The organism is Planctobacterium marinum, from assembly GCF_020687805.1.
GTDB lineage: Bacteria > Pseudomonadota > Gammaproteobacteria > Enterobacterales > Alteromonadaceae > Planctobacterium > Planctobacterium marinum.
In genome coordinates this window covers 401,880-427,532 of the sequence record NZ_JAJEWQ010000004.1, presented here as the reverse complement: position 1 = coordinate 427,532, position 25,653 = coordinate 401,880, and the positions used below count along the sequence as shown (strand labels likewise).

The window sequence follows — 25,653 nt, the reverse complement described above, 5'->3', positions numbered from 1 at the left end:
TTACATCAACTATGCCGGCCTTTGTCGTAACGTTAAAGGCCGTATACTCTTGCAACAGCGTTGCTTAGTTACCCGGTTTAATTACGACCAGGCGCGCACCATTGGCATCATAGTTTGTGGTCATGGCTACGCGAATGCCATCAGGCGACAGTGCTGCGCCGAAAAACTGGGCGCTCACCGACGGGCTGCTCAGTTCAATAATGCCGTCACCGAATACGCCAGTATCTGGCTGACCATCTACAGTCAACACATAAGCCGCAGGCACGCCACCAAAACGACCCACAATCACAGTACGTCCATCTGGCAATACCACCAGGTGACGCGCGCGATCTTCACTGGAAGGGAAACCTTTGCCTTCACTTTGGATCACTGCCGCACCAGATACGCCATCACCAAAGGTCAGATCCTGACTGGTAGAGACACCAGTAGAGGTTCTGAATGCCACCATATCCTGGGCAACATACGACTGATGACCGAAGGAAGATTCAAAGCCTGAACCTGTTGCACCGCCGTAACCGGCCAGAACGTATGAATTTGTGCTTTCCTGCAGACCAACTGCATAGGCTTCGGCAAAGCCACCATCGACCTGGAAGGGGTTAAACACTGCTAAACCTGGTGTTGCCGCTACCAGATTCTCTTCATCGCTGTAACCAGCAAAGGTGTCATCCATTGAACCGTCTTCGTTAAGACGAATCGCCATCACATGGTGACGAATGCCATCACCCAGGTTGTTGTAACCTGAAGCAACGATTTTACCATCAGCTTCGACGATACCACGACGTTGGTTGTCGCCGAGTCCTAAACCACCCGCATCAAAGGAAAATGCCACGCCGCCATTGAATGTTGCGTCCGTTTCAATACCAGTGTCGGTAACAACAACACGGGTAATGTAGCGATCGGTATCGGTACGGGTACCGTCATTGGCAGATCCGTTTCCGAATACCACCACGCGATCAGTGGCGACACTGCGGTCAACCTGTAAGTCCCAGATAAAGTCCTGTACTGAGTCACCAGGGAAATCGGCGTTGTCAGCATCGGCATAGCCAAATACCACTTCCGCTTTGCCATCTGCATCACCCCAGCCTGTGGCCAGTTCGCCTTCTGGCGTTACGCGGAAAAGAAAAATTGAACGTCCGCCCGTGGCTTCAGCGGCATTTACCGCAAATACCACATCACCGCTTTGTAGCTCAGCGACACCCAAAGATTGCTCGTCACTGCTGCTCAGTTCAGTTGTTGCCTGAACTTCAACAAAACCGTCGCCGCCAAACGCCGTATCCGGTGTCCCGTCAGCGAACAGACGACCGACTACGGCCATTCTCGTCGCATCATCCGTGCCCACAAAACCAGACACGTAAATTTTACCCGCCTGGTCGCCAACACGCGCGTAGGTCAGGCCGCGAAAATCGTTGGCTTCCGGATACACCCGGTCAACAACGATCTGAAGAGAAGCACCGTCTACGCCATCTGTACCATCAGTACCGTTTGTGCCATCTGCACCAGGAGCACCAGCGGCGCCATCGACACCATCGTCTCCGTCACAGCCGGCGAGACCCAGAAATGCGACACTTAGCAGGGTCAACATAAACTTTTTGTTCATCTTGTATGTTTCCTATCAGTTTTGAAATTTTGTTCTTATCGCTGAAATAAGCGCGGAGTTGAATCCACACTAACGTCGAGATTTTAGTAACAATAAAAATCTCCTCAAAAACGATAATCGGAAGTATTATCATTAAGGGGAAATAAGTCAACCTTAGCAATGCCTGTTAGCCACCTGCGAGCTGGTCACACTAACTCCACACAATCGCCGCATTAGCGCTTACAGACTTACCCGACAACCATTTTTTTAGCTAATGTAGCGTTCATTTGACAAAAAAGATAAAAATGAAAACAATCCGCATTTATAAAAGTTACGTATGATTGTCGCAATTACCCTAATTAGATGCGAGAATTCAAATGATAGCTGTTAGCAATACTGTTTTTATACACCCACGGGGGTGATTGACAGGGCGAATTTAGCAATATTTACAACACGTTGGTGACACGACCAGGCGAGTCGGGATGCCAGCCTTAATAACTCAGCACAACCTCAACTATGCGCAAAATTCACTTTCAATACGTTGTAGGCACAATCAGTGCTTTTGAAGGCTGCGAAAATTTTGACAATAACCTGAGTTGTAGATTGTAAAACATGCCACCAAACAACCCGAGCACAACGTTGAAAACAAGGTTTAAACACATGAAAACTCGTTTTATTTCCGCAAGCAAGCACAAGCAGCGAGCCGCTTTTCCCGTGGCGATTGCCAGCCTTTTGACCCTGTTGGCAATCCCGCAATTATCACTGGCTCAGCCTGACCAAAACTCAGCAATGCTGGATTATGATGGTGACGGTGTGGATGATATCGCGTTCAGAAGAGCATCCACCTTTGAGACCATAGTGTATCGCTCTTCTGATGGCCAAACCCACCAGGTTGAGTTTGGCAAACGTGCCGGGGATGTCCCGGTTGTCGGAGATTTTGACGGAGATGGGATTACCGATGTCGCTGTTCGCAGAGCATCGGGGCAGATCTGGTATGTCCAGAATTCCAGTGGCACCGATCGCATCAGTGGCAATAGTGATGGTGTGACTCGTATGCGCTTTGGTTTGCGCAGTGACGATATTCCGGTGCCCGCCGACTACGACGGTGACGGTATTACTGATTTAGCGGTTCGCCGCCCTTCTACCCAAACCTGGTATATTCTGAATTCCTCAGGCGTTGATACCCTGACAGGTAATAGCGACGGCATAACTCGTCGCCAATTTGGTACACAGAGCGACGACATCCCGGTACCCGCAGATTATGATGGCGACGGCAAGGCCGACCTGGCAGTGAGACGGCCCGGCACACAGTTTTGGTATATTCTGAATTCCTCCGGCGTTGACCCTTTAACCAGCCATACAGACGGTATCAGCCGGATACGTTTTGGCACCCAACAAGCGGATATCCCGGTTCCTGCTGATTATGACGGTGATGGCAAAGCGGATTTAGCCGTCAGACGACCTGGCACCCAGTTCTGGTATATTATGAATTCTTCAGGTGTTGACGGCATAACCGGTCACGCAGACGGTATTACCCGTCGCCAATTCGGCTTGCAGGAAAATGATGTTCCTGTACCAGCCGACTATGACGGAGACGGAAAAGTTGATTTAGCCGTGCGCCGCGCGGCGACAAGCCAATGGTTTGTACTGAACAGTTCCGGCAATGATACTCTCACCAATCACAGCGACGGTATTTCTCGCCTTTCATTTGGCAGTTTGTTTACCGATTTACCGCTGGCGCAACCTATTTACAGCCTCTGGAATAACAGCGATATTGATGAGGACGGTCTCAGCAAGCTGGAAGAAGAGACACTGGGCACCGACTATACCGCCGCGGATTCCGATGGCGATGGTCTGACTGACGGCGACGAAGTCAATCTGCACAATACCAACGCGACTGTTGCCGACTCCGATGGTGACGGTCTCAGTGATGGTGACGAAATTAATATCTACAACACTGACCCAGGCAATGCGGACAGTGACGGTGATGGCGTTAACGACGGCGATGAAATAACTGCCGGTACTGATCCCAATGTTGCGCCTGTTGCAGAAGAGTTCACCCAAAGCGCCTTAATCGCTTCGATTGTAGACAATATCTATGTACCTACTTTCGAATTGTTTGCCCAAAAAGCCCTGACGTTAAACACCTCGGTAAGCGCCTATTGCGCCTCACTCCCGGCGGACAACAATAACAATCGCGGCGCCGCTCAGGAGCAATGGAAAACCACCATGGACACCTGGCAAATGGCTGAGTTGATGCAGGTAGGCCCGCTGTTTTTCAACAACAATGAATTGCGAGACGAAGTTTATTCCTGGCCAAATAACCGTGCCTGCTTTGTGGATCAGGATGTTGTCTTAGCTGAACAGGCGGGCTACAACATTGCCACCCGTAATGTCTCGCGTAAGGGACTGGATGCCCTGGAGTACTTGCTGTTTGACGAAGATTTGGATCACAAATGTACGACACCGGGCACAGAACCGGCGGGTTGGAATGAACGCAGCGATGCAGACCGAACTGCAGCACGTTGTAGTTTTGCCAGCCTGGTATCATCCGATGTGCTGAGCACAGCGAATGACATTGTGACTCAGTGGACAGGTACCAACGGCTACGCCAGTGTTTTGAAAGACGCCGGCAACCCAGGCTCCGACTTTTCTACCACACTGGATGCCATCAATGATATATCTGATGGCCTGTTTTATTTCACCGGCCCGGTAAAGGATGGCAAAATTGCTGCACCAGTGGGTATCCGGGTGAACAATTGCGGTCTGGTGCCCTGTGCTCAGGATGCAGAATCACCTTACTCGGATTACTCACTGCAAAACATTATCAATAACATGCGGGCGTTGAGAACTTTGCTAACAGGTAGCAATGAAAGTGATGCCAGCTTTGTTGACTTTCTCACTGACGTTGGCGATCAGGATACCGCCACAAACATCATCGCCCAACTGGACGAAGCTATCGCACTTGCAGAGCAAATGACCGGCACATATAGCGATGTACTAACACAAACCCCGGAAAGCGTTGAGCAGCTTCACAGCGAAGTAAACGATGTTGATGATATTCTCAAAGGCGACTTTATTCAGAGCCTTTCGCTGCAGCTTCCAAGCACGTCTGCCGGAGATAATGACTAAAACATGAAAAATATCAGGCAAATTACTGCAGCAGTTGGGGCTGCCTCCTGCTGCCTTTTGGCGCACCCGGTGAGCGCTGATGAGGAAACCAATACTCAGTCTATCGAACGTATCAGTATTATCGGCAATCAGCGCAGTATGGAGCTTTCTGCCGGCTCTGTGGCACTGGTTGATGAGGTGGAACTGGAACAGTTCGAATACGATGATATCGCCCGTATCCTGGCCACGGTGCCCGGTGTCAATGTTCGTCTGGAAGATGGATTCGGGTTGCGCCCCAACATTGGTTTTCGCGGTGTTACCCCGGAGCGCAGTAAGAAAATAAATATCATGGAAGACGGTCTGTTGATTGGCCCTGCCCCCTATTCAGCGCCTTCTGCCTATTTTTTCCCTCTCACCAGCAAAATGGTGGGAGTAGAAGTCACCAAAGGGCCTGCCGCGATCAAATACGGCCCCAATACCGTAGCGGGTGCCCTTAATATGCTAACCCGAAGCGTCCCTGAGCTGGACGAGGGTCAGATTGATGTGGCCCTGGGCACTGACGGCTATCAGAAACTGCATGGCTATTATGGCAAAAATATCAGTGATCGCTTTGGCCTGCTGGTCGAAGGGGTAACATTGCGTTCAGACGGCTTTCAGGAGCTGGATAATGGCGGTGATGTAGGTTTTGAAAAGAACGACTACAACCTGAAGTTGCGTTACGACCTGTCCTCAGGATCGCTGTCTCAGGAACTCATTTTTAAAGCAAATTACGCCGATGAAGTGTCGAACTTTACCTATACCGGCCTGACTGACGAAGACTTCCGGGACAACCCCTACCAGCGTTACGCCGGTGGACAACAGGATAAAATGGATTGGGAGCACAGTGCGTTTACCCTGTCGCATTTTGTTGAAGGCAGCAACTGGAATCTGGCCACTCAGGCCTATCGCACCGATCTTGACCGGGCATGGAACAAACTCAATCGCTTTGTCAGTTCTTTCGGAGAAACCTTACCCAGCCTGCTGGATATAGTTTCAGATTCCGACGAACCGCGACACTTTGAGTTATTAAGCGTATTGCGCGGTGATATCGACGGTTCCGCCAGAGAGCTGCTGGAATTGGGTAACAATGATCGCTCACTCTACTCTCAGGGTATTCAAATCGACGGTGATCTTAGCTTAGCAATGAGTGGCATTGAACATCTCGTCGAATTTGGGGTGCGTTTTCATCAGGACGAAATCCAGCGCAACCACACCATCGAAAACTACTTTATGAGAAGTGGTGCCCTGGTCGCCACCGGAGAAGGCTCCAAAGCCAGCACCACCAATACAGAACAGACGGATGCTATATCGGTATACATTCAGGATACTCTCTCTTGGGGTAATTTCGTCATTACTGCGGGACTCAGATACGAAAATATCGATGGTGATTTTCAGAATCGGGCACCCGGCAGCGAAGACGATGCCTTGCAAAAAAGCAATGATATCTTTTTGCCCAGATTCAGTATCCTGTATCAACTGACTGAGCAATCAGTGCTGTTTACCGGTGTACACCGTGGGTTTGTACCTACCAGCCCGGCACAGGACGAATCCATTGAGTTTGAAAAAAGCGTCAACTATGAGCTGGGTTATCGCTTCAGCGGTAAAGACAGTCATTTTGAGTCAGTGGCGTTTTTTAACGATTATTCCAACCTGATCGAATCTTGCTCTTTTTCAGCGGGCTGTGATACTGATCTTGCCTTTAGTGGTGGCAGCGTTGATGTGTACGGTCTCGAAATGGCAGCAGGTACTGTGTTTTCGGTGGGATCGCGACTGGAGGTGCCGGTTGATGTCATGTACACCTTTACCGACTCTGAGTTTAAAGAGAGTTTTTACTCACCCTTTTCTTTGTGGAATTTTGTTGACGAAGGTAACCCTTTGCCATATCTCGCCAGACATCAGGCTACTTTAAGTGTCGGCCTGGAAGGCGAAAATTGGAGCATCAAGGGCAATATTGTGTATACCGACGCCATGCCGGAAAGTGGTCAGGCGGCCCTGACAGATAGCCCCCTGGATAACCCTCTGGCCGGAAAGTTAAGTGACAGCTTTACCGTTATCGATATTGCTGCCTACTATCGTTTTTCATCGGCTGTCAGGGTCTATGCCAAGGTGGACAACTTGCTGGATGACGCCAGCATTGTTAGTCGCCGTCCTTATGGTGCCAGACCAAACCGTCCACAACAATTACAGGTAGGGGTTAAATACAATTTTTAATCAGGCTTTATGCTAGAGCAATTTAAATCCGAACTTATCGAACTTGGCCGTTACCTGCTGGATCCCAACAAGCGCCTGTTTTTGGGATACATCGCAGGGGCGCTGATATTCGCTTTGTGGGTGTACATTGCTCAGCAGCGCAAGGTTAAAAACGATAAGGGCTTTTTTTACTACCTGTTCAACCCTAAAGTCTGGCTGCATAAAAGCGCCGTACTGGACTATCAACTGTTTATTGTGAATCGCCTGGTCCGCGCGTTTTTGTGGGCGCCCCTCATTCTTACTATGGTGCCTATTGCCATGGGTCTGAGCGATGCGCTGGAATGGACTTTCGGCCAAAAGCAATTGCTGACCGGTATCGAAAACGATGCCATCGTCATATTTGTTTTCACCCTGGTGCTGTTTCTGTTTGACGATTTCACCCGATTTTTACTGCACTATTTATTACACAAAGTCCCGTTTCTTTGGGAGTTTCACAAGGTGCACCACTCAGCACTGGTACTGACTCCCATGACAGTGTACCGCTCACATCCGCTGGAGAGCTTCCTGTACGCCTGCCGCATGGGTCTGGCGCAAGGCTGCGCTGTAGGAGTCTGCTATTTCCTGTTTGGTCCGACCCTGTCCATGGCGGATATTTTAGGGGCAAATGTATTTATATTTTTGTTCAATGTGATGGGCTCTAACCTGCGTCACTCTCATGTTAAATGGCGTTGGGGCGACACCCTTGAAAAGTGGTTTATCAGCCCGGTACAACATCAAATTCATCACAGCCGTCAGGTGCAGTTTCACGATAAAAACTTCGGTACAGCACTGGCCATCTGGGACCGATTATTTGGCACATTAGTGCTGTCCGGCAAAACGCGCTTTTTGTTGTTCGGGCTGGATAAAAAGGAGCCGTCACACAAGTCGTTACTGGATGCGTACGCCAGACCATTTATCGCTTGTAAAAACCGCTTACTGAGCCGAAAAACCAGACTGCCGTTGTCCGCTAAAATCCCGGAATGAGTGCCGCCATCGCGGTGAACAAAAGCAAGTCAATAGAGCGTGCTGATCTTTGCGCTACAATTTTGCAGCCGGTCAACACGCTCTAGTTTTCTGTCCCGACTTTTTCATCGGAAAATTGTGCCAATGCCCTGGCAGCCTGTTCAAAATTCTCACGATTGCGTTCGGTTTTTAAAATCTGATTCAGTTTCTGGCTAACCAGTTGCTGATGCTTTTTCTGTTTTGACAGCGCTTCTATCGCGCGTTTACGGGTGCCATCCCGCTGGCTGTTTTGCGCCAATTCAGACACCACCTGAAGATCCTTTTCATCCAGCTCAAACTGAGCAATCGCGCCCAGCACTTCCCCCTGTACAAAGCCATCCGTTTCCCGGTGCAACATAAAATTCAATGCCTGCTTAGCTTTTTCAGACCCTATCTGACCTAAGGCATAGGCTGCATTGGCCCTGACAGAGGCGGAATTATCGGCGATATGATTGGTTACCGTATCCGTGACACTTTCGTCATAAGTATTACCCAGTGCTGCCAGATAAGAAGCTTTGTCCCGTTCGTTCTCAGCCAAGAGTAATCTGTCCATCATCTCCACTGTCAGAAGCTGCGAAAACTCATTGTTTTCACGGCGATTAAGCATCGCGCCAAATGCCATCAGCGACGCACCACGCATATCGGGCCTGTCCGGAAAACTGTTTTCCTCAATGCTGTTTAGCAGGCTTTCTGTCAGCGCTTTAGTCAATGGTCGGGTTCCCTGAGTTAATGCCTGAATAGCGCGGAACCGCGTCGCATATTGCAACTCCTGTTCATTCATCAAGGCCACCAGCAACAGATTGCTGCCAGGACTGTCCATCAGTCCAAGCGCGTGAAACAAGGTCATCTGTTGCGCTTCACTCAAGGTATTTTCACGAAAAAATTGCTGTAAAACTGGCAATACAATGTCAAAATTTTTCAGCACACTGAGTAATTCATCAACGCTTATAGCTTCAAGGTCAATTTCAGCTAATGTCGCCAGTAAGACTTCGCGCATTGCAGCGAGTTCCGCTTCTGTCAGATTAGCCGGTTGTTCGGTTTTTTCTGCCCAGTGATGAATATCAGCCGGCATTTGCCACAATACAGTATTGGCTAATTTGGAGTTAGTCTCGAAGCTAAAATACTGTTCGGTTTTCGCCGTGTATTCTCCGCTAAAAACGTCTATTTGCAGCTTTTCCTTTCCCAGGGTACGTTTTAGCCAACATGCTGATGGGTGAATTGTCTGTGTAGATTCCAGGATGTTTATCTTGTCTAACCTGGCTAACCGGTTGGGTTGCTTTTTGACAGGTTGCTCGGTGAGATAGCGGGCTTTTTGTTTTAACAGGGCATTGTCCTGCTTTTGATAACTCACTTCGTACAAACCGGAATTGTCGCGCTCCTTGTGTATCCAGGGGCCAGCAATGTCAGCGTGATTAAACTGTAGCGTATAGGCCAGGCCTTTGAGTTTCTTTTGTTGTTGCTCTGTTAAAGGCTCAAAAAATTTAAATGGCCCGAGTAATCCATCGTTTTGGCGATATACCGCGAATGGCCGAGCAAATACCGGATCTACCTGAGGCATCCCATCCGCTTTTTCCAGGACATTGGTAAAATGTAGCCCCCACCAACGGCCCGATTCATCCCGATTTAGTGCTTTAATGGACAGATAACCGGAAAGGTGATGATGGTTATTAACGACTTGTCCCATGTTAATTTCAGCGTGCGTCCGGGTACTGAAAGAATAACTGGTACGGCAGTCTGTGTTGGGTCCGGACCCACCAAAGCAGGCAGGTCCGAACCCCAACAGCCCCAGGATAATTAAGGTTCGGTTATTCATTACAGCGAAAAGGTGCCACTGTGGTTCAGAATATCAAACTCTGTGGAATAAATTCCGGGCGTTTCGTAAATCCAAAAATACTTAGCCGTAAAGTCGATAAACCAGGGGGTAATTTTAGGCCAGGGGCCCTCTGCGTAAACACCAATTCGACCACGGATCACGTCAATCTGATCGTGTAATTTAAAACCATAACCGATTTGCTCATCAGTCAGCATTTTGGAAATATCAGCATAGCCATCCAGCTTAAGGGTGTTTTCGATCGCTTTAAGGTTCACTGCGACACCTGCGTTAAACTTAGGGACTCCCAGACCACCGCGGGCAATAGCGCCGACATCTACTTTCGCCACATTGCTCTTAAACGACAGTCGTTGCTCGCTACTGTTGTTGCTGTATTTGATCTCAGTCAACTGAAAACCGAAACTGCCGCTAATACCGGCCGCCACAGTAATAGGAATAAACTTGATCCAAAAGTTAGCTTCTGCCAGCATTTGCTCTTTGGGAAACGTCAACGCTGGCAGGGAGATACTGATTTCTTCTTTCTTCTCGAAATTCTCGTAAACCTTGTAACCCAAAACATCGACGCCAAGGTAAAACTCCGACTCCTTACCGTTTTCCAGGTAGCCGGTTAATTCCGCCCGGGCGCTGGTGATATCCACGTCATTTTCAAATATAGTAACGCTGATTTTGCCACTTGCCTCGATAGATGCTGATTTTTCAGGAAAATTACCCTTCACTCCCCCGCCAAAAGCAACACCGGCTTTAACTTTCTTGGGATCACCATATCCGGCTCCGAATGAACCCGTTAACGAAGGATATAATTCCTGTTGGGCGCGGGCAGCGAACCTGTCACCGGTTTGTGCCTCCGGTGTAAATACAAAATAAGGGACGCTCAATAATCTGATGTTGTTGCTGAGATCTTCATCACTGTCTCCCGTGGTATCATTGATGGTGAGCCTCAGGGAGATCTGGCTCAACTCAGTATCGTTGTCGGCCTGTTCCAGCAAATACGATTCCGTCAATGTGGCTAATTGCTGATCAGTGAAAGCTATCTGAAAAGCGACGTGTTCGGTGGCTTCTTCTTCAGAAGACTCTTCAGGCAAGCTTTCATCGATGCTGTCCTGAATAGAATCGCCGTGCTCGTAATCCACCTCAAACAATAACGGTGAATCACTGCCTAAAACAAACTGATCATTCGCATCGTCCCAGTGCAGAACTTCTTCGTATACACCATTGATCATGACCTCAATGGTTAACTCAGCCTGATCGGCGCTGAGATCGCTGCCCATATATCTGGCATCCATATAACCGGACAGGTCAATGCGATTTTCACCGGCTAAGTCATCATTTGCGACGTTATCCAGCACGACTACATCGGAGCTGATCTCGGCATAAACAATTTCAAAATCGTTGGCAGCATTGCCAATTGCTATCAGCTCGTAAGGAGCATCTGAACTCAACAGCGCGTCAAAGTAAGCTTCCACTGAGGTGTTGAGCGTTTCGTCTCTTTGTGTTTCTAACTCCGAGGCATCCACTACGGTGTAGATACGATAATCCCCACCTTTTTGAACATTGGGCACAATAAATGTGGCGCTGGCAATGTTACTACCTACCTCAGGTGCTTCAAGCCAGGCCATACCTAAAAAGTGGCTGTCATAGGTACCGTCATCCATGGGTGTTTCGCTAACCAGATGAAAACTCAGGTCGATACCATTTTCAGCAATATCATCTTCATCCAGACTTCGCACTTCATAGGCAAAATCCAGTTGCAGGGTATCCAACTCCGCATATTGAACCAGTGAATTTGTATCCAGGTCCGTAATAACGACGTTTTCTTCAACAGTCGGTAATAAAATGGGTTCCGGTGTTTCTTCAACAACCTCAGGGGCAGGATCATCGGAACCACCGCATCCACTCAGGCAGACAAGCAACATACCGACAGGTAAGGTTTTAAATAAGTAATGATTAAGCGACATATCAGGTTAGCTCCAGAAAATACGCATGTTCAATGCAAGTAACCTGAGTATATCAACGCCTAATCGGGGTAAATTGTAGCTACGTACTTAATAATTGTCTCTCTGTCCTTTTTTACGCTGAAAGCGATTTCATCCAGTCAACGAAACGGGTATTTTCATCAGGCACCACAAAGTTTTGAGGCACATTAGAATCATTGGCAGACATTTTCACTTCCGTCGGTAAAATACCAAAATGCGCTTTAAAGCTTCTGGAAAATAGTTGGTTACTGGAAAATCCCGATAAATACGCAATTTCCTGAATCTGAGATTGAGGGCGACTTTTTAATAAATTAAATGCCAGTTTTAGACGTCGACATTTCACTAAATTCATAACCCCACCCCAGGATTCGCAGAGCCGATACAAATAAGTGCGTGACACTCCAACGGCAGCAGCAATAAAATCCGGTGTAAGCTGGCTATCAATATGTTTGTCTATCACTTTAATCACCTGAATCACCTTTGCAGAATCTGCGCCCTGGCGATGCATTTCATTCAGGTGCTGATTGCACACCAGCAGTGATGCGATTAGCTCAATTGTCGGCTGCGTTACTGCCTGCGCTTCTTCAGTCGACATGCCAGCGGCATTGCCAAACAGGGTCAGCATGTAGCTTTTTATGACTTCATTGATGGCAGTACCGGATCTGAACACCCGATTGTGTAACTGCTCTGCATTGGGGATCAGGGCTTCAAGTTGATACCGGGGAATAAACAGATTCAGGTTTTCAAACTGATAACTGGCGTTGCAACCATCACTGGCAATTTGTGCTTTGTGAACCTGCAATAAATCCAGTACCTGAATATCCCCTGGGTAGACATTCAAACAACGATCATCGAGCAAAATTTGATTGGTACCGCGAACGTACAATTGCACCAAAAAGTGATCCATGCCACTTTGCACTATCTCTTTGGTTCCCCGACTAAAAGACTGTCTGAAGGAGTGGCAATTCGACATCATTAAGCCACCAATGAGATAGCTATCCACCTTGGTATCACTGTCGAAAAACATCACTTCGGGAGGCAAATCTATTGAAAATAGCGCGGAAATAGCCTCCTGCCAGAGCGGTATTTTATCCTGAATATCGATGGTGCTGGTGGAAAAAATGGTTTTTGGTATTGTTCTGTTCATGCTCAACTTCCCGGACAGCTTAATCAAAAGAATAAACTGCTTATAATTCGCCTTCCCTGCAGTCCCTTGTAAATACACATTGTGTTTTTACACTCTCCACAATATATATAGAACACTATGACATTTTCGCTATATTAAAAATTACAATTGATAAACATAAATAGCAACACCGGTTTAACACCAATAATAATTTTCTAAAAACCCATCAATTCCGTGGAAATAATAACTCATGTATAGAACAGATAAATTGCTCCACACTGGCCAGTAAAATAATATCTGAAGCCATAAATATCATTTTCACAGATATCTAAGTAACTAGCGGGTGCGTAAGCGAAACTCACCTTAGCCGTTGCCAAAACGATGAGACACAGTTCCCGGGGACTCAGTGATATGAGCATCTATTGCTCAGCCTGGCCCCTGGCACACACGGTCACTCCGTCTAAACAAACATCGGGCGTTGCACGGCCGACTCAATTCAATGCTTCCATTTTCGCGTCTACAGCAAATTAGCATACGATGCAGGGAAGCCATTTCTGGACAATTCCGGAATAACTTCCGCTGGTATAAGCTTATGTATTCGTGTTTGGATGTTATCAGGTGGTGAGATTCATTTAGTATTGGCTTAGGTCTGATCTACCACATTTCAGCTGATGGTCACTTTATCCTTACCGGTATTTTTTGATTCATAAAGAGCGATATCAGCGTCTTTGATTTCTTTTTCGAAGTCGATGTCGGCATCATGAGCGCACACTTTCATCCCTATGCTGGCGGTTATATTCAGGCTCTGTTGTTCATTGATTGCCACTTCAAGGTCACGGATCGCACTGATCAACCGGTTGGAAAACCCGTCAAGTTCGCTGTTTTTGCCAATCGTTAACACAAAAGCGAATTCTTCTCCGCCGTAACGACAGAAGGCATCATCAGCGCGAAATAACGCCTGTAATACTTGTGCCAGTTCAATGAGCACTTTGTCACCAACATCATGGCCATAGTTGTCATTGAGCAACTTAAAATCATCAATATCAAGCATGCCGAAAGCCAGCGCCTCGTGTCTGCGCTGACTGGATTTCACCAGGCGATTGACGTGATCAATGAAGTAACGACGATTAGGAACATTGGTCAGTGGATCATAAAAGGCTAACTTTTCTAATCTGGCTTTCGCCATTTGCAATTCAGAAGTGCGTTTTTCAATGGATTTCTCCAAATCACGTTTCAGTACTTTCAGATCCTCATTGCGTTTTTCCAGTTGCTCCAGGTGAAATTTTTGTTTGGAGATGTCCCGCTCAATAGCGGCAAAATGGGTAATATCGCCATATTTATTTTTCAGCGGAATGATGTTCATTTCAACCCAGTAAGGACGCCCATCCGAATCGTAATTCAGTAGGGTTTCATAGATTGGTTGGTGTTTTTCAAGCGCAGCGTGAATACGGGTTTTTGCATCCTGATCGGTTAACGCTCCCTGTAATAGTCTGGGGGTTTCACCCAGTATCTCTCGCTGGCTGTATCCGGTCAGTTTTTCGAAGGCCTTGTTCACATAAACAATTTTGGGGCCGGTGGGATACTCAATATTTTCTGCTTCGGTAACAATCACCATATCCTGGGTATTTTCGACAATATCCTGAAAGGAAAATAATTGCTTGGTGTCAGAAATATCGTTGAAGGTCACCACAATAAAACCGCTTTCTTCTCCTGGCTCACCTTCATGGTAGGCGTTAACTAAAAACCAGCTAATGTGGTCGCTACTGCTGTCTACCACACCAACAATTTCATTTTGCAGGCGATCACCGCGCATTTTAACTTTGTTAACCGGGTAATCTTCAACCAGCAACTTTCGCCCGCCTTCGTCCAAAAAGCTCCATTGTGGGTCATAAGCATCTATACCTATCATCTGCTCATAGCTCAATCGCATCAATCGCAACGCAGTGGGATTCGCATATACAATCGACGTATCCCAGCGATGAATGACCACGCCGATATGGGCATGTTCTAACAACTTCTTTAAGTTTAAGGCATCGATATCAGACATCAGTAAATATGTTTAGCAATTCTTAATACAGTGTAGACCAGCATCAGCAAGAGGGGAAAACGCGTATTATCCGGGTTTGGGTTAGTGTTTTTACCGAAGTGCTTGTTTTTTAGATTATTTATCGAATTCCACTTGTCTAAATGTTCATTATTTGTACTATACTAACGCTATTATTGGAGATTTGGGCAGGATGGCCATTGGTTAGATTAATCATTCAGATAATTTATTTATCATTACTCACAGCGCTGGTTACCGGTAGTGTAAACAGTTATGCCAGGCAACCCATCATCAATCTAACTTATTGTGTCGATACCGATTGGTTACCCTATGAAGGCTTGCGGGATGGTCGCCACACAGGCATGTCCAGAAACTATCTGGACCTGATTTCGGCACACTCAGGGATAAACTTCTCACTGCTTAAAACCGCATCCTGGCTAGACTCATTGCAACTGCTCAAAAGTGGTCGATGCGACGCGACTCCGTTTTTAAACGTTACCCCCAATCGCTCGGAATTTCTGACTTTCAGCGACATCATATTCAAAGCGCCTAACGTCATCATTACCCATAGCGAGGGCACGCCCATCCCTAACCTGGCCATGATAGAAAACGAAAAAGTTGGTGTTGTTAAAGGCTATCGACAGCATGAATACATCACCACCCGCTTTCCCGATGTGCCTATCTATGAAGTCCCCAGTGAACTCGCCGGGATCAGACTGTTAGCCGCTGGGGATATTGACGTCATGGTGGGCTCGATGCACACCATTTTGGAGCACATTCAAACCAATGGTTTACACGATTTGAGGATCACAGGCTGGATGGGCCTGGACGACGAATTACGGCTGGGACTCAGCAAAAGTAAATCCGTCCATTTACCGGCCATCAACGCCGCGATAAAGCAGATCACTGCCCAGCAACACAATGAAATCTATCGTCGCTGGAACAATGTTAAAATTATTCGCGAAGTCGACTTTTGGTTGATGGCAAAAATCATTCTGCCCATTGTTGTGCTGCTGATTATTTTAGGGATACGTCATTCGATTGTGGTGCGCTACCGGGACAGAATTCAGCAAAAAAATAACGCCCTGGAAAGCCTGCAATCGGCACTGAAAAAAAAGAACGACAAACTACACTATTTATCCACTCATGACCCGCTCACCGATCTGTTCAATCGGGTACAAATTACCATTGAAGCCGAAGAGCATATCAAGCGCAAAAAACGCGGTATCAACGATTGTGCTTTGGTATTTATTGATATTGATGACTTTAAACATCTGAATGACCATTATGGGCATAACATTGGCGATGCCGTATTGGAACAATTTGCCAATATATTGAAAAAGTGTGCCCGGGAAACTGACATCATTGGCCGCTGGGGTGGCGACGAATTCGTTGTACTATGTCCAGGTGCACTAAAAACTGAAGCAGAGAATTTTGCTCAGCGATTACAAAAGGAGCTGGAAGACACCATTTTTAGCCAGGGAGTCAGCGTGAGTTGTAGTATCGGCTTAAGCGAAGTGTTGAAAAGCGATACCATTGACAACTGGTTAGAAAGGGCAGACAACGCCATGTATCAGGCTAAATCTTCCGGTAAATGCTGCATTAAGGCCGTTTGAGGGGTTTTCAGCATTAAGCCGTGCTTACAGCTTATTTCGGATCAGTTCTGTAACGGGGAAACCAGGAAGTGCGTTGCAATACGGCCACAAGCACTTCCGCCTTTAACGCTCAAACAGCGCGGTTACGCCGCCGGCACCATGCAAAACGCGTTGAGTTTGTTGCCATCCAGATCCCGAAAGTACCCGGCGTAAAAGCCCGCGCTGGCATCTTCTGGTCTGAAACCAGGTTTGCCTTCACAACTGCCTCCCAGTTCTAATGCCTTGTGATAAAACGCATCGACCTGTTCCGGCGACTCAAGTACCACCGCCACCATAGTGCCATTGCCTGCAGTTGCCGCTTCTTTGTTAAACGGCAGTGTTACTGATATTGCCGGTTCATTTTCGCCCTTTGACCAGGCAATAAAATAGTTGTCTTCCTCCATAAAACGCGCAGCACCGATGGTTGCCAGCAATGCATCGTAATATGCGCCAGATTTCTGTAGATCCGCTGTACCTAATGTCACATAACCAATCATAAATTTCTCCTTTCAGATGATGATGAATTCGGGTTCATCATACTCCTGGTGCTGTGACAGAAAGTGTCAGTAGTCATTTGAATTTGCAGCTCGAGCAATCGGCCCCTCACAACATTGCCGCCGCGGTATAGCCGACACTATATTGTCGACGCTGAGTTGCCCTAGCTAATCTGCAAAGCGCCGCTGTTTTTCTGGCTGACAGAGTGTCCCCTTTAAAGCCGTTCTGACTTCTCTGACCGCACAGATTTCAAAGTGTTGGCGACTTCCTGAAGGTAGTCAGTATCATTGAGAGAGTCGCCATGGTATTCGGGCAAGTTTTTAATATTGCCGTCACTGAGACTGGTTTTGAGTGCCTGGTCCGCCCAACTGATTTCTTCTATTTGTTCAGGTAGCATGAAGACCTTGCGCCCGCCGGGAAACCAATCCCGGGTATCCAACACTAAATAGGCAATCGACCAATTGTCAGTGTTCAGAACAAAGTCATGCACATGGCATTCGGCATCATCAGTACCACAAATGAGGTAATGCTGTATCTCTTTGACCGAACGCAGATGATTGGCATTGTCATATTTCGCCCGCTTCTGTTCTGCCTTTCTGGCATTGGCTGATGGGGGTTTGACAAGATCAGTGGGGTAGGCATATTCTCCCCAGGCTCCCGGCCCTACCCAGTAATGACCAAATCCAAAATAATTAAAATATTCTCGCTCGAATTCTCGGGATACCGGCTCATTGGTATCTGTTGAGGGCGCAGATTTAACCTGCTCTTTAGTCAGATCCACATGGATTTTTTCATCATCCTGAACAACATTGTTTATCGAAACGGGGCTGATCAGTACCTTGTGACTCAGTGGCAACCAGGGATGCGTATCCACGGTTAAGAAGCGGCAGGTCCAAAACCTGTCGTCAAATAATAAATCATGGCACTCGCCAATGGCACCATCAGAAGCCTGAATAGCATAGTGGCGTAACGAATTAACACTGAGTAGCATAACCTGCCTCCTGACCCGATTGGTCGTTTCTACATGCTCCCGAAGAGGTGTATCCGGGACCGGTTGACCTGGGTTGCCTGTTCATGCAGTAAAGCTCACCAGGCCCTGTGTACAACTGGTTGCTTCTTAAAATTATAATAGCCAACAGACGTGAAAACTCAAATCCTGAGCCGTTTTCAGCGTCGTCAGGTTGCCCCCTGTAAGAAAAGAAAACAGCCTAGGGAAAGTCAGCGATGCCTTCCCTAAACTGATGGCTAAAAAGCACGCCAATCAGAAAATATTTAAGCCAAAGATGTCTTTGACATCAAACAGGATTTTTTCGGTTTTATCTCTGGAGCGCTGGCTACCTTTCACTAAAATGTCAATCAGTTGAGCCTTATCATTTAAAAACTCCGCTCTTCTCGCTCTTATGGGTCGAAGGATGTCCTGCAAACAGGCTTCCAGTATTTTCTTCGTGGTACCATCGCCCAGACCTCCACGCTGATAGTGTGCTTTTAGTTGGCTGATATAACCTTCATCTGGGTGAAAAGCATCGAGATAGGTAAACACGACATTTCCTTCTATTTTGCCGGGATCTTCGACTCGCAGGTGATTAGGATCGGTATACATGGATTTTACCGCTGCCGAGATTTCTTTTTCGGTAGCCCCGAGATTAATGGCGTTGCCCATCGACTTCGACATTTTATTTTTCCCATCCGTACCAGGCAAACGTGGGGCGTTACTTAACAAAGGGGCACATTCATTAAGTACAGTGCGCCCGGCGAGCGCGTTAATTTTTCTCACTATTTCATTTGACTGTTCGAGCATTGGCAATTGGTCATCCCCGACAGGAACCAATGTGGCGTTGAAGCCAGTAATATCGGCCGCCTGAGATACTGGATAGGTTAAAAAGCCCGCCGGAATGGAGCGTTCAAATCCTTTGTTGTGTATCTCACTTTTGACCGTTGGATTTCGCTCCAATCGACTGATTGTGACAAGATTGCTGTAATACATAGTCAACTCAGCCAGCGCGGGGAGTTGTGATTGAAGACAAATCGTTGTTTCAGAGGGATTTATACCAACAGCCAGATAGTCAGCCACCACATTGAGAATATTAGATGATACTTTTTTCGGATTGTGGGCATTATCAGTAAGGCCTTGCATATCGGCCACAAGAATCGTTTGCTCATGAATAGCCTGCAATGCAACACGCTGTTTTAAAGAACCGACATAATGGCCTAAATGCAATGGCCCGGTGGCTCTGTCGCCAGTTAAAATAATTTCTGATTTTGCAGTAGCTTGCTTTGTGTTCATGGGGGATCTCCAGGTTAGAACAGATCACTACTGGAGATACAAAAGAAATTACAGTCTCAGCTACCTTCCAGCAGCTTAAGAATGTAAAAATTCAGCGCCGCTCTAATTAGAGCGCCACCAGGAAAATAATGATAAAGGCATTAAAATGTATTTCATTTAACCAATATTGCCAGAATTATTTCGAAATTCAATCGACTCGGGGTTAATTTATAGCAGTTACATTTTAAATGCGAAACAGAACAAGGCTTACAGGAAGTAGTCAGGGCACTAATTTATCCAGGCAATTTTCGTTTCAGGATTGGCAATTCCGGGTAACACACAACCGTTTCAGATTTTCACGTTATTGCTGGCCTGCCCCCGCGATGATGTCCGGTGTCGCTCAACTCACAATTTGCTTCTGTACCTCAATGCCCAGTCGTTTTGCCATACGCACCAGATTTGAACGATCCGTGTTTAGCTGTCTGGCAGTGGCCGCCCAGTTCCCGTCGCATTGCAACAAGGTTTGCCTGATAAGATTGCGTTGAAACAGGTCGGTTTGCACCTTAATGTCCATTGGCAGCTGCGCAGCGTCCGGTGTTGTTTCTGATGAAGAGGCAACTTCGGGGGCATCAGCTATTTTATGACTGCTTAAATCGCCACAATGTTCGGGGTTGATGGTCACAAACGGCAGATTGTGCTGATCATAAGCGGCCTTTAAAGCGGCCCGCGAGATAACATGTTCCAGTTCCCTGACATTACCCGGCCATTGATACTGATTGAGATAGGCGATACAACGGCTGCCCAAATTTAGCTGCTTCAGACCCAATTTACGACGAGACTGTTCCACAAAAAACCCGGCGAGCAGCGCAATATCATCGATGCGCTGTCTGAGCGGCGGCACCTGAATAGGGTAAACACTAAGACGATGGTACAAATCAGCACGAAAGCGCCCCTCACCCACCTCTGAGGCTAAATCCCGGTTGGTGGCCGCCAGTACCCGCACATTCACATGCTGAATAGTATCCTGTCCCACGGGTTGAATCTCATTAGATTGCAATGCTCTCAATAGTTTGCTTTGTGCGCTTAGCGGCATCTCTCCAATTTCATCCAGAAACAGGGTTCCGCCATCAGCCAACAGAAATTTACCGGCTCTGTCTTTGTCCGCACCGGTAAATGCCCCTTTCACATGGCCAAACAGTTCACTTTCAATCAGGTTCTCAGGTAGCGCCGCGCAATTGACATACACCAATGGTTCGTTCGCCCGGGAGGATTGCAGGTGCAGATGCTTAGCGATCAACTCTTTACCCACCCCGGTTTCGCCGAGGATAAGAACACTAAAGGGTGAAGCAGCCACCAGACTGATTTCTTTTTTCAGCTTTTTCATAACCGGACTTTCACCGATTATTTCATGCCCTTCGCGGGCCAGGCTCTCATGATTGAGTTCAGCCACCAGCAAATGAGAGCGAGCATTTCTGAATTCCAGTTCATCCAGCATCAGGGCGATTTTTAAGGTTGAAGCGGCAATCGCTGAGATGATTTGTAGCTTGTTTTCGGGCAAATCATCAAAAGCCGATGGCGTTAAACTATCAAAGGTGAGCACCCCAATCAGAGATTTGGCAAAAAACAGCGGGATACCCATACAGGCATGGATAGGCAAATTGCCTTTGTGGCCGGTTAACAAGCCATCATAGGGATCAGGCAACGGACTATCAGCTGCAAAGCGAACCGGACATTGAGACTCCACAATCGCGGTGAACCTGGGGTGAGCTGCAATACTAAAGCGCCGCCCCAGCGTGTCATGAGTTAGCCCTTTCTGCGCCAGAGGTTTTAGGGTTTCACCTTGTATTGCCAGTAGCACAATGGCGTCACAAACAATTAATCCCGCCAGAGTGTCCAATAATTGCTCAAAACGATCGTGATTGGTTAATCCGGCGACCTGTGCTGTAGCAAAGTCTAACAGCGTTTCTGAAGTAAGTTCCATACTGAATCCATTTGACCCTTTCAGGTCATTATAACCTATTCATACTCAGGTCTAAATGACCTTTTTTAAGCAAATTGAAAACAGCCTGACACGCTATCTATTTGTTTTTTATACCCTTTTAAATGTGGCACAAGAATTGGTATAGCAAAACCAGTTATTACTGCATACAAGAGGATTTACACCTATGGCAACCTCACTCGCAAACCCGATTACCACTGTGCCCATTGCCACAACTGAGCAACAAGACCCATTGAAAAACTTCAGGCTTTGTTTGCGTATCGGTAATGGACTCATGATCGCTTCTCTGGTGGCATTTATTGCGGCGATATTACTCGGATATCAGTTTAACCACCTGATACCAATGCAAGTTGAAATTGCGGCTCATATAGCCTCTATGATCTTACCCGGGTTATTTAAAATAGGGTATGTATTGCGCTGTATCGGACGCAAGCATCTCGGCAAGGTGGTGTAGCTTTATGACCTCCCTGGCTAAACTTTTGATGCACATTCCGGGTATCCAAAATCACATTACCCATTGGCCTGTGTGGCAACTGGCCTTTCGCTCCTGTTTTTTGTTGGCCACAGTGGCTTCATCCCTGTCGTTAATCTACTGGCTGGGCATGCTAAGCGGTTGGTGGAGTCTGCCCGGCAATGGTATGTCAGCTATTGTCTGGCATTTACACGAAATGATTTTTGGTTTCGCGGCGACAGTAGCCATTGGCTTCTCACTCACAGCTGTACAGACCTGGACCGGATTACCCAGTTTGCAGGGCAGATCGGTAATGCTGTTAGCCGGTCTTTGGCTGTTGGCCAGAATTGGTTTTTGGCTTAATAACCCCGACAGCTTGCTGATGGCCACTATCGCTCAATGCCTATGGTGGTACTGTTCTATCTACGCCTTTACCAGGTTGTTATTTTTGTCAGGCAACCGACGCAACTACTTGCTGATCCCAATTTTCTGCGCGATGGCTCTCGTTAATCTGATTGTTATTCTGGCGGACTTTAACGGATTTACCGGGATGGCCTTGCATCTGGGCCGAACTATGGTGCTGATGTTTACCTTACTCATCGCCATTATTGCCGGTCGCGTAATTCCGTTTTTTACCGAACGCGGCATTGGTTTAATCAAAATCACTAAAACCCAAACCCTGGATCGCTTCCTGATGAGCGTGTCGTGCGCCGGGATTGTGGTTTTTACATCCGGGTATTTTTACCCGCTGCCAATTTCACCGGCACCACTATTGATTGCTGCCGGCACCTTGCACCTGGTTCGATTAGCCTTCTGGTTCAGGCGGGGCATTTTATCACGTCCGTTACTGTGGTCATTGCATCTTTCCTACCTGTTTTTAGCGGTTGGTCTTATTGCAACGGGTCTAAGTTTTCTCATAATCCAACTTTCACTCAGCGCCGCATTACACCTGATCACGGTCGGTGCCATTGGTTTAATGATACTTGCCATGATGAGTCGGGTTTCACTGGGTCATACCGGCAGACCGTTAACTCCCACGCCCTGGATAAGTGTCGCTTTCATTCTGTTAGCGACAGCAGCAGTGATCCGCAGCGCCTTGCCTGCACTGGGCTATCCGCTGTTAGCCTGGCAACTAAGCATTGCGTTGTGGGTATCGAGTATGTGCCTGTTTTTAAGGTTCTATTCACCCATTTTATTTTCGCCAAAACAATCCAATTAAGAGGTAAATCATGCTCACGCAAAAGCACATTGATATCGTAAAAAGTCTGGCTCCATTACTGGATGAAACCGGAGCGGCATTAACCGACCATTTTTATAATCGGATGTTTCTTGAACACCCGGATCTAAAAAATATTTTTAATATGAGCCACCAGGTCTCCGGGACTCAAAAACTGGCCCTGTTTAACATCCTGGCCGCCTACGCCAGGAATATAGAAACGCCGCAGGTACTGCAAAGAGACGTTGAACGAATCGCCCATAAACACACCAGCTTTAACATAAAGCCTGAAATGTACCAGATTGTAGGCCACCACCTGACTGAAACTCTCAGAGAACTCACCGGCGAATTGTTTACTGCCGAGGTTGAGGAAGCCTGGCGTGAAGCCTATTTGTTTCTGTCAGAATCCTTTATCAACCGCGAGCGTCATTTATACGCTGACAAAGGCGGCCAGATCGGCGGCTGGCAGGACGCCCGCCGATTTGTTGTAAAAGCAATTCAGCAGGAATCTGAACTGGTGAAAAGCTTTACGTTTGTTCCGCAAGATACTGGACCAGTAATTGATTACAAAGTAGGCCAATATTTGGGCATTAAAGCGCAACCACCCGCCCATCCCTATACAGAAATCAGGCAGTATTCCTTGTCCGATAAGCCCAATGGTCGCAGTTACCGCATTTCGGTAAAAAGAGAATGCAACGGCGTACCAGGGGTCGTTTCAAATTATCTGCATGACGAAGTCCAGGTCGGTGACACCATTGAGCTCCATGCCCCTGCCGGAGACTTCTTTTTTGAAGATCGAAAGACGCCGGTAGTGCTGATATCTGCAGGGGTTGGTGTCACTCCCATGCAGGCTATTTTGGAACAATTGTCGGCCGACAATTATGCGCAAGAAGTCTATTACTTACACGCGTGTGAAAACCAGCATCAACACAGTTTTTCAGATCGCACTGAACAAATTGCACAGCAGCATGATTGGCAGGCGTATACCTGGTACGCAAAGGAAGCATCGGCTAAAGCGTTTTATGGCATGATGAATTTTGAACAGGTCAGGCTTCCCTACGGCCAGGCCCACTTTTACCTGTGTGGGCCTGTGGGTTTTATGGGGTTTGTCAAAAAACAGTTGCTAAATCAGGGAGTCGCCAGCAACCGTATTCACTATGAAGTCTTTGGTCCCCATCAGGATCTCTAAATTAACCCCCTCCACCTTTGGTGGCTTTGTCACTGACAGAGCCTCCTGAGCGTGGGGTAAGCACTCATATTATGCCAAAGTATAACTGCAGAATTTTCCGAACCAGGCGATAAATAGATATCACATGATGGTTTTTTAGTCGTATTGTGGGAGGCAGTCATGGGTAATATACAAAATGATTCCAATGAGAATCGCGAAGAACAGGCCATTGTCGACACACTGGAGAGCGACCCGGTTTCACCAGGTAACTCAGAGGTGGATGGATTATTTTTAATGCACCTGGATATTCCGGATGACATTCGGCAGAAGATGAAACCGCACTGATTCGCTTGTTTCCAAAAGGTAAAAGAATTAGTCTTTAGCTCATTGCTCATCTAAGGAAACGCTCATCATGTCACGATACTCACTTGTTGCCGGGCTAACAATCTTGTTCTTCACTGCCTGTCCGGCACTGGCGCATGGATTTAAAACCCCGGAAGAGGCGGTAAATAGCTACATCAAAGCGGTAAAAACCGGTTCCGGCAAACATGTGGAAATGGCGTTTTCAGAAACCGCTTCTATTCAGTATTACAATGATAAAGGGGTTTACCAAAGCTACACCCGCGATGCTTTCGCAGCGTTAGTGAATACAGGCAACCAGTGGGACGCCAACATTCACATCACAGACCTGAAAACCACCGGGTATGCGGCCAATGCTACAGTGGCGTTTAGTTGGGGCGAAGAACAGAAAAAAGGCTATATTGACTACCTCAATCTGATCTATGACGGTAAAAGCTGGCATATTACCGACAAAGTTGCACAGTATATTGACCGGAACTAAAGCCGGTTTAATCTGGCTCTGGCCAGTTTTCTGGATAGTGTGTAAACCAGGTAGGTGAGCGCAATGAAGATGGCAATCTGCAGGATACTGTAACGACCAAGATAGTGAGCCGGCCAGCTGATAGCCTGAACAAAGTTCATGATTTGTTCAATAAACAGGCTAATCAGTGTACTGATACCTAATCCCTGTAAAAAATCATCAAGTCCCGTCCAGCCAAGGATAAATGCCTGTATTTCTTCAATTTCGATAAAAATCAATTGAATAAAGGCAATAATACCGTAGTAGCCACCCCCAAAATCCAGCCACTTATCCAACAACCCATTGCCGGTTTTGTAATCCCTTTTTTTGCCGTCAGCCCCCTTTTTTAACGCTTCCGTTTTTACTTTATCAAACTGATCAGCAATGCCGCGCTTAAAGGCGTAATAATGCAGTACAAAGCCCAAAGCAAAAACAAAAGCACACATATAGGTGGTATGCCAGACAAGCCCTAACATGATGTTTTCCCGGATTGGTTATTTTTATCTCAAACAAGTTATGCCTGCGATCCTGGGAAATGTCAAAAACCCGCCGAGGAAACTGAAGCAATCAGGTGTTGAACACTGCGTAATTTGTGTTCTAAAGTCGGCACTAAAAAGGCCTGAGCCACGCAGTATTT

19 protein-coding genes are annotated in these 25,653 nt (G+C 47.1%); 9 read left to right on the top strand and 10 right to left on the bottom strand.

What is annotated here, in order from left to right; all coding sequences use genetic code 11:
- Positions 1-64: 64 nt before the first annotated feature.
- A complete protein-coding gene (locus tag LJ740_RS15360) occupies positions 65-1,597 on the bottom strand; it encodes a hypothetical protein (RefSeq protein WP_229529992.1) in 1,533 nt (510 codons plus the stop codon).
- A 639-nt stretch (positions 1,598-2,236) separates the two neighbouring features.
- Here LJ740_RS15360 and LJ740_RS15355 point away from each other — a divergent pair.
- The 3 genes from LJ740_RS15355 to LJ740_RS15345 are packed head-to-tail and all read left to right on the top strand — an operon-like array spanning position 2,237 to position 7,939.
- Positions 2,237-4,708, top strand: a complete 2,472-nt coding sequence (locus tag LJ740_RS15355; RefSeq protein ID WP_229529991.1) for an imelysin family protein — start codon at positions 2,237-2,239, stop codon at positions 4,706-4,708.
- 3 nt (positions 4,709-4,711) lie between these two features.
- Positions 4,712-6,937, top strand: coding sequence for a TonB-dependent receptor family protein (locus tag LJ740_RS15350; protein WP_229529990.1), 2,226 nt, complete (start codon positions 4,712-4,714; stop codon positions 6,935-6,937).
- Between the two features lie 9 nt (positions 6,938-6,946).
- Positions 6,947-7,939 carry a sterol desaturase family protein gene (locus LJ740_RS15345; RefSeq protein WP_229529989.1) on the top strand — a complete coding sequence of 331 codons (993 nt, stop codon included), beginning with the start codon at positions 6,947-6,949 and terminating at the stop codon, positions 7,937-7,939.
- Positions 7,940-8,021: 82 nt separating this feature from the next.
- On the opposite strand, the gene LJ740_RS15340 is transcribed toward LJ740_RS15345, so the two are convergent.
- The 4 genes from LJ740_RS15340 to LJ740_RS15325 form a co-directional block, all read right to left on the bottom strand.
- On the bottom strand, positions 8,022-9,641 hold the full coding sequence (locus LJ740_RS15340; RefSeq protein ID WP_229529988.1) for a HEAT repeat domain-containing protein: 1,620 nt from the start codon (positions 9,639-9,641) through the stop codon (positions 8,022-8,024).
- Positions 9,642-9,769: 128 nt separating this feature from the next.
- The gene (locus tag LJ740_RS15335; protein WP_229529987.1) at positions 9,770-11,743 is read right to left on the bottom strand and encodes a hypothetical protein; all 1,974 of its coding nucleotides are present in this window, start codon (positions 11,741-11,743) and stop codon (positions 9,770-9,772) included.
- A 112-nt stretch (positions 11,744-11,855) separates the two neighbouring features.
- Entirely contained in the window at positions 11,856-12,908 is a 1,053-nt protein-coding gene (locus tag LJ740_RS15330) for a helix-turn-helix domain-containing protein (RefSeq protein WP_229529986.1), read from the bottom strand.
- A gap of 643 nt (positions 12,909-13,551) precedes the next feature.
- Complete coding sequence (locus LJ740_RS15325) at positions 13,552-14,934, bottom strand: sensor domain-containing diguanylate cyclase (protein ID WP_229529985.1); 1,383 nt, start codon at positions 14,932-14,934, stop codon at positions 13,552-13,554.
- A gap of 197 nt (positions 14,935-15,131) precedes the next feature.
- Between LJ740_RS15325 and LJ740_RS15320 the strand changes: the two genes are divergently transcribed.
- Positions 15,132-16,547: a diguanylate cyclase gene (locus tag LJ740_RS15320; RefSeq protein WP_229529984.1), complete on the top strand. Its 1,416-nt coding sequence runs from the start codon at positions 15,132-15,134 to the stop codon at positions 16,545-16,547.
- Between the two features lie 122 nt (positions 16,548-16,669).
- Here the strand turns inward: LJ740_RS15320 and LJ740_RS15315 are convergent, their stop codons facing one another.
- The 4 genes from LJ740_RS15315 to norR form a co-directional block, all read right to left on the bottom strand.
- Positions 16,670-17,062, bottom strand: coding sequence for a VOC family protein (locus LJ740_RS15315; protein ID WP_229529983.1), 393 nt, complete (start codon positions 17,060-17,062; stop codon positions 16,670-16,672).
- A gap of 212 nt (positions 17,063-17,274) precedes the next feature.
- Positions 17,275-18,051 (bottom strand): PRC-barrel domain containing protein, encoded by a 777-nt coding sequence (locus LJ740_RS15310; RefSeq protein WP_229529982.1) that lies wholly within the window; start codon positions 18,049-18,051, stop codon positions 17,275-17,277.
- 270 nt (positions 18,052-18,321) lie between these two features.
- Positions 18,322-19,344, bottom strand: coding sequence for a tryptophan--tRNA ligase (trpS, locus tag LJ740_RS15305; protein WP_229529981.1), 1,023 nt, complete (start codon positions 19,342-19,344; stop codon positions 18,322-18,324).
- A gap of 379 nt (positions 19,345-19,723) precedes the next feature.
- The gene (gene norR, locus LJ740_RS15300) at positions 19,724-21,304 is read right to left on the bottom strand and encodes a nitric oxide reductase transcriptional regulator NorR (protein ID WP_229529980.1); all 1,581 of its coding nucleotides are present in this window, start codon (positions 21,302-21,304) and stop codon (positions 19,724-19,726) included.
- Positions 21,305-21,488: 184 nt separating this feature from the next.
- On the opposite strand from norR, the gene LJ740_RS15295 reads away from it, so the two are divergent.
- From LJ740_RS15295 to LJ740_RS15275, 5 genes are all read left to right on the top strand, one after another.
- The gene (locus LJ740_RS15295; RefSeq protein ID WP_229529979.1) at positions 21,489-21,776 is read left to right on the top strand and encodes a hypothetical protein; all 288 of its coding nucleotides are present in this window, start codon (positions 21,489-21,491) and stop codon (positions 21,774-21,776) included.
- 4 nt (positions 21,777-21,780) lie between these two features.
- Complete coding sequence (locus LJ740_RS15290) at positions 21,781-22,992, top strand: NnrS family protein (RefSeq protein WP_229529978.1); 1,212 nt, start codon at positions 21,781-21,783, stop codon at positions 22,990-22,992.
- Positions 22,993-23,002: 10 nt separating this feature from the next.
- Positions 23,003-24,178: an NO-inducible flavohemoprotein gene (gene hmpA / locus LJ740_RS15285; protein WP_229529977.1), complete on the top strand. Its 1,176-nt coding sequence runs from the start codon at positions 23,003-23,005 to the stop codon at positions 24,176-24,178.
- Between the two features lie 159 nt (positions 24,179-24,337).
- Positions 24,338-24,502 carry a hypothetical protein gene (locus LJ740_RS15280; RefSeq protein WP_229529976.1) on the top strand — a complete coding sequence of 55 codons (165 nt, stop codon included), beginning with the start codon at positions 24,338-24,340 and terminating at the stop codon, positions 24,500-24,502.
- Between the two features lie 67 nt (positions 24,503-24,569).
- Complete coding sequence (locus LJ740_RS15275) at positions 24,570-24,998, top strand: nuclear transport factor 2 family protein (protein WP_229529975.1); 429 nt, start codon at positions 24,570-24,572, stop codon at positions 24,996-24,998.
- On the opposite strand, the gene LJ740_RS15270 is transcribed toward LJ740_RS15275, so the two are convergent.
- Positions 24,995-25,492: a hypothetical protein gene (locus tag LJ740_RS15270; protein ID WP_229529974.1), complete on the bottom strand. Its 498-nt coding sequence runs from the start codon at positions 25,490-25,492 to the stop codon at positions 24,995-24,997. The genes LJ740_RS15275 and LJ740_RS15270 overlap by 4 nt on opposite strands.
- Positions 25,493-25,653: the final 161 nt, after the last annotated feature.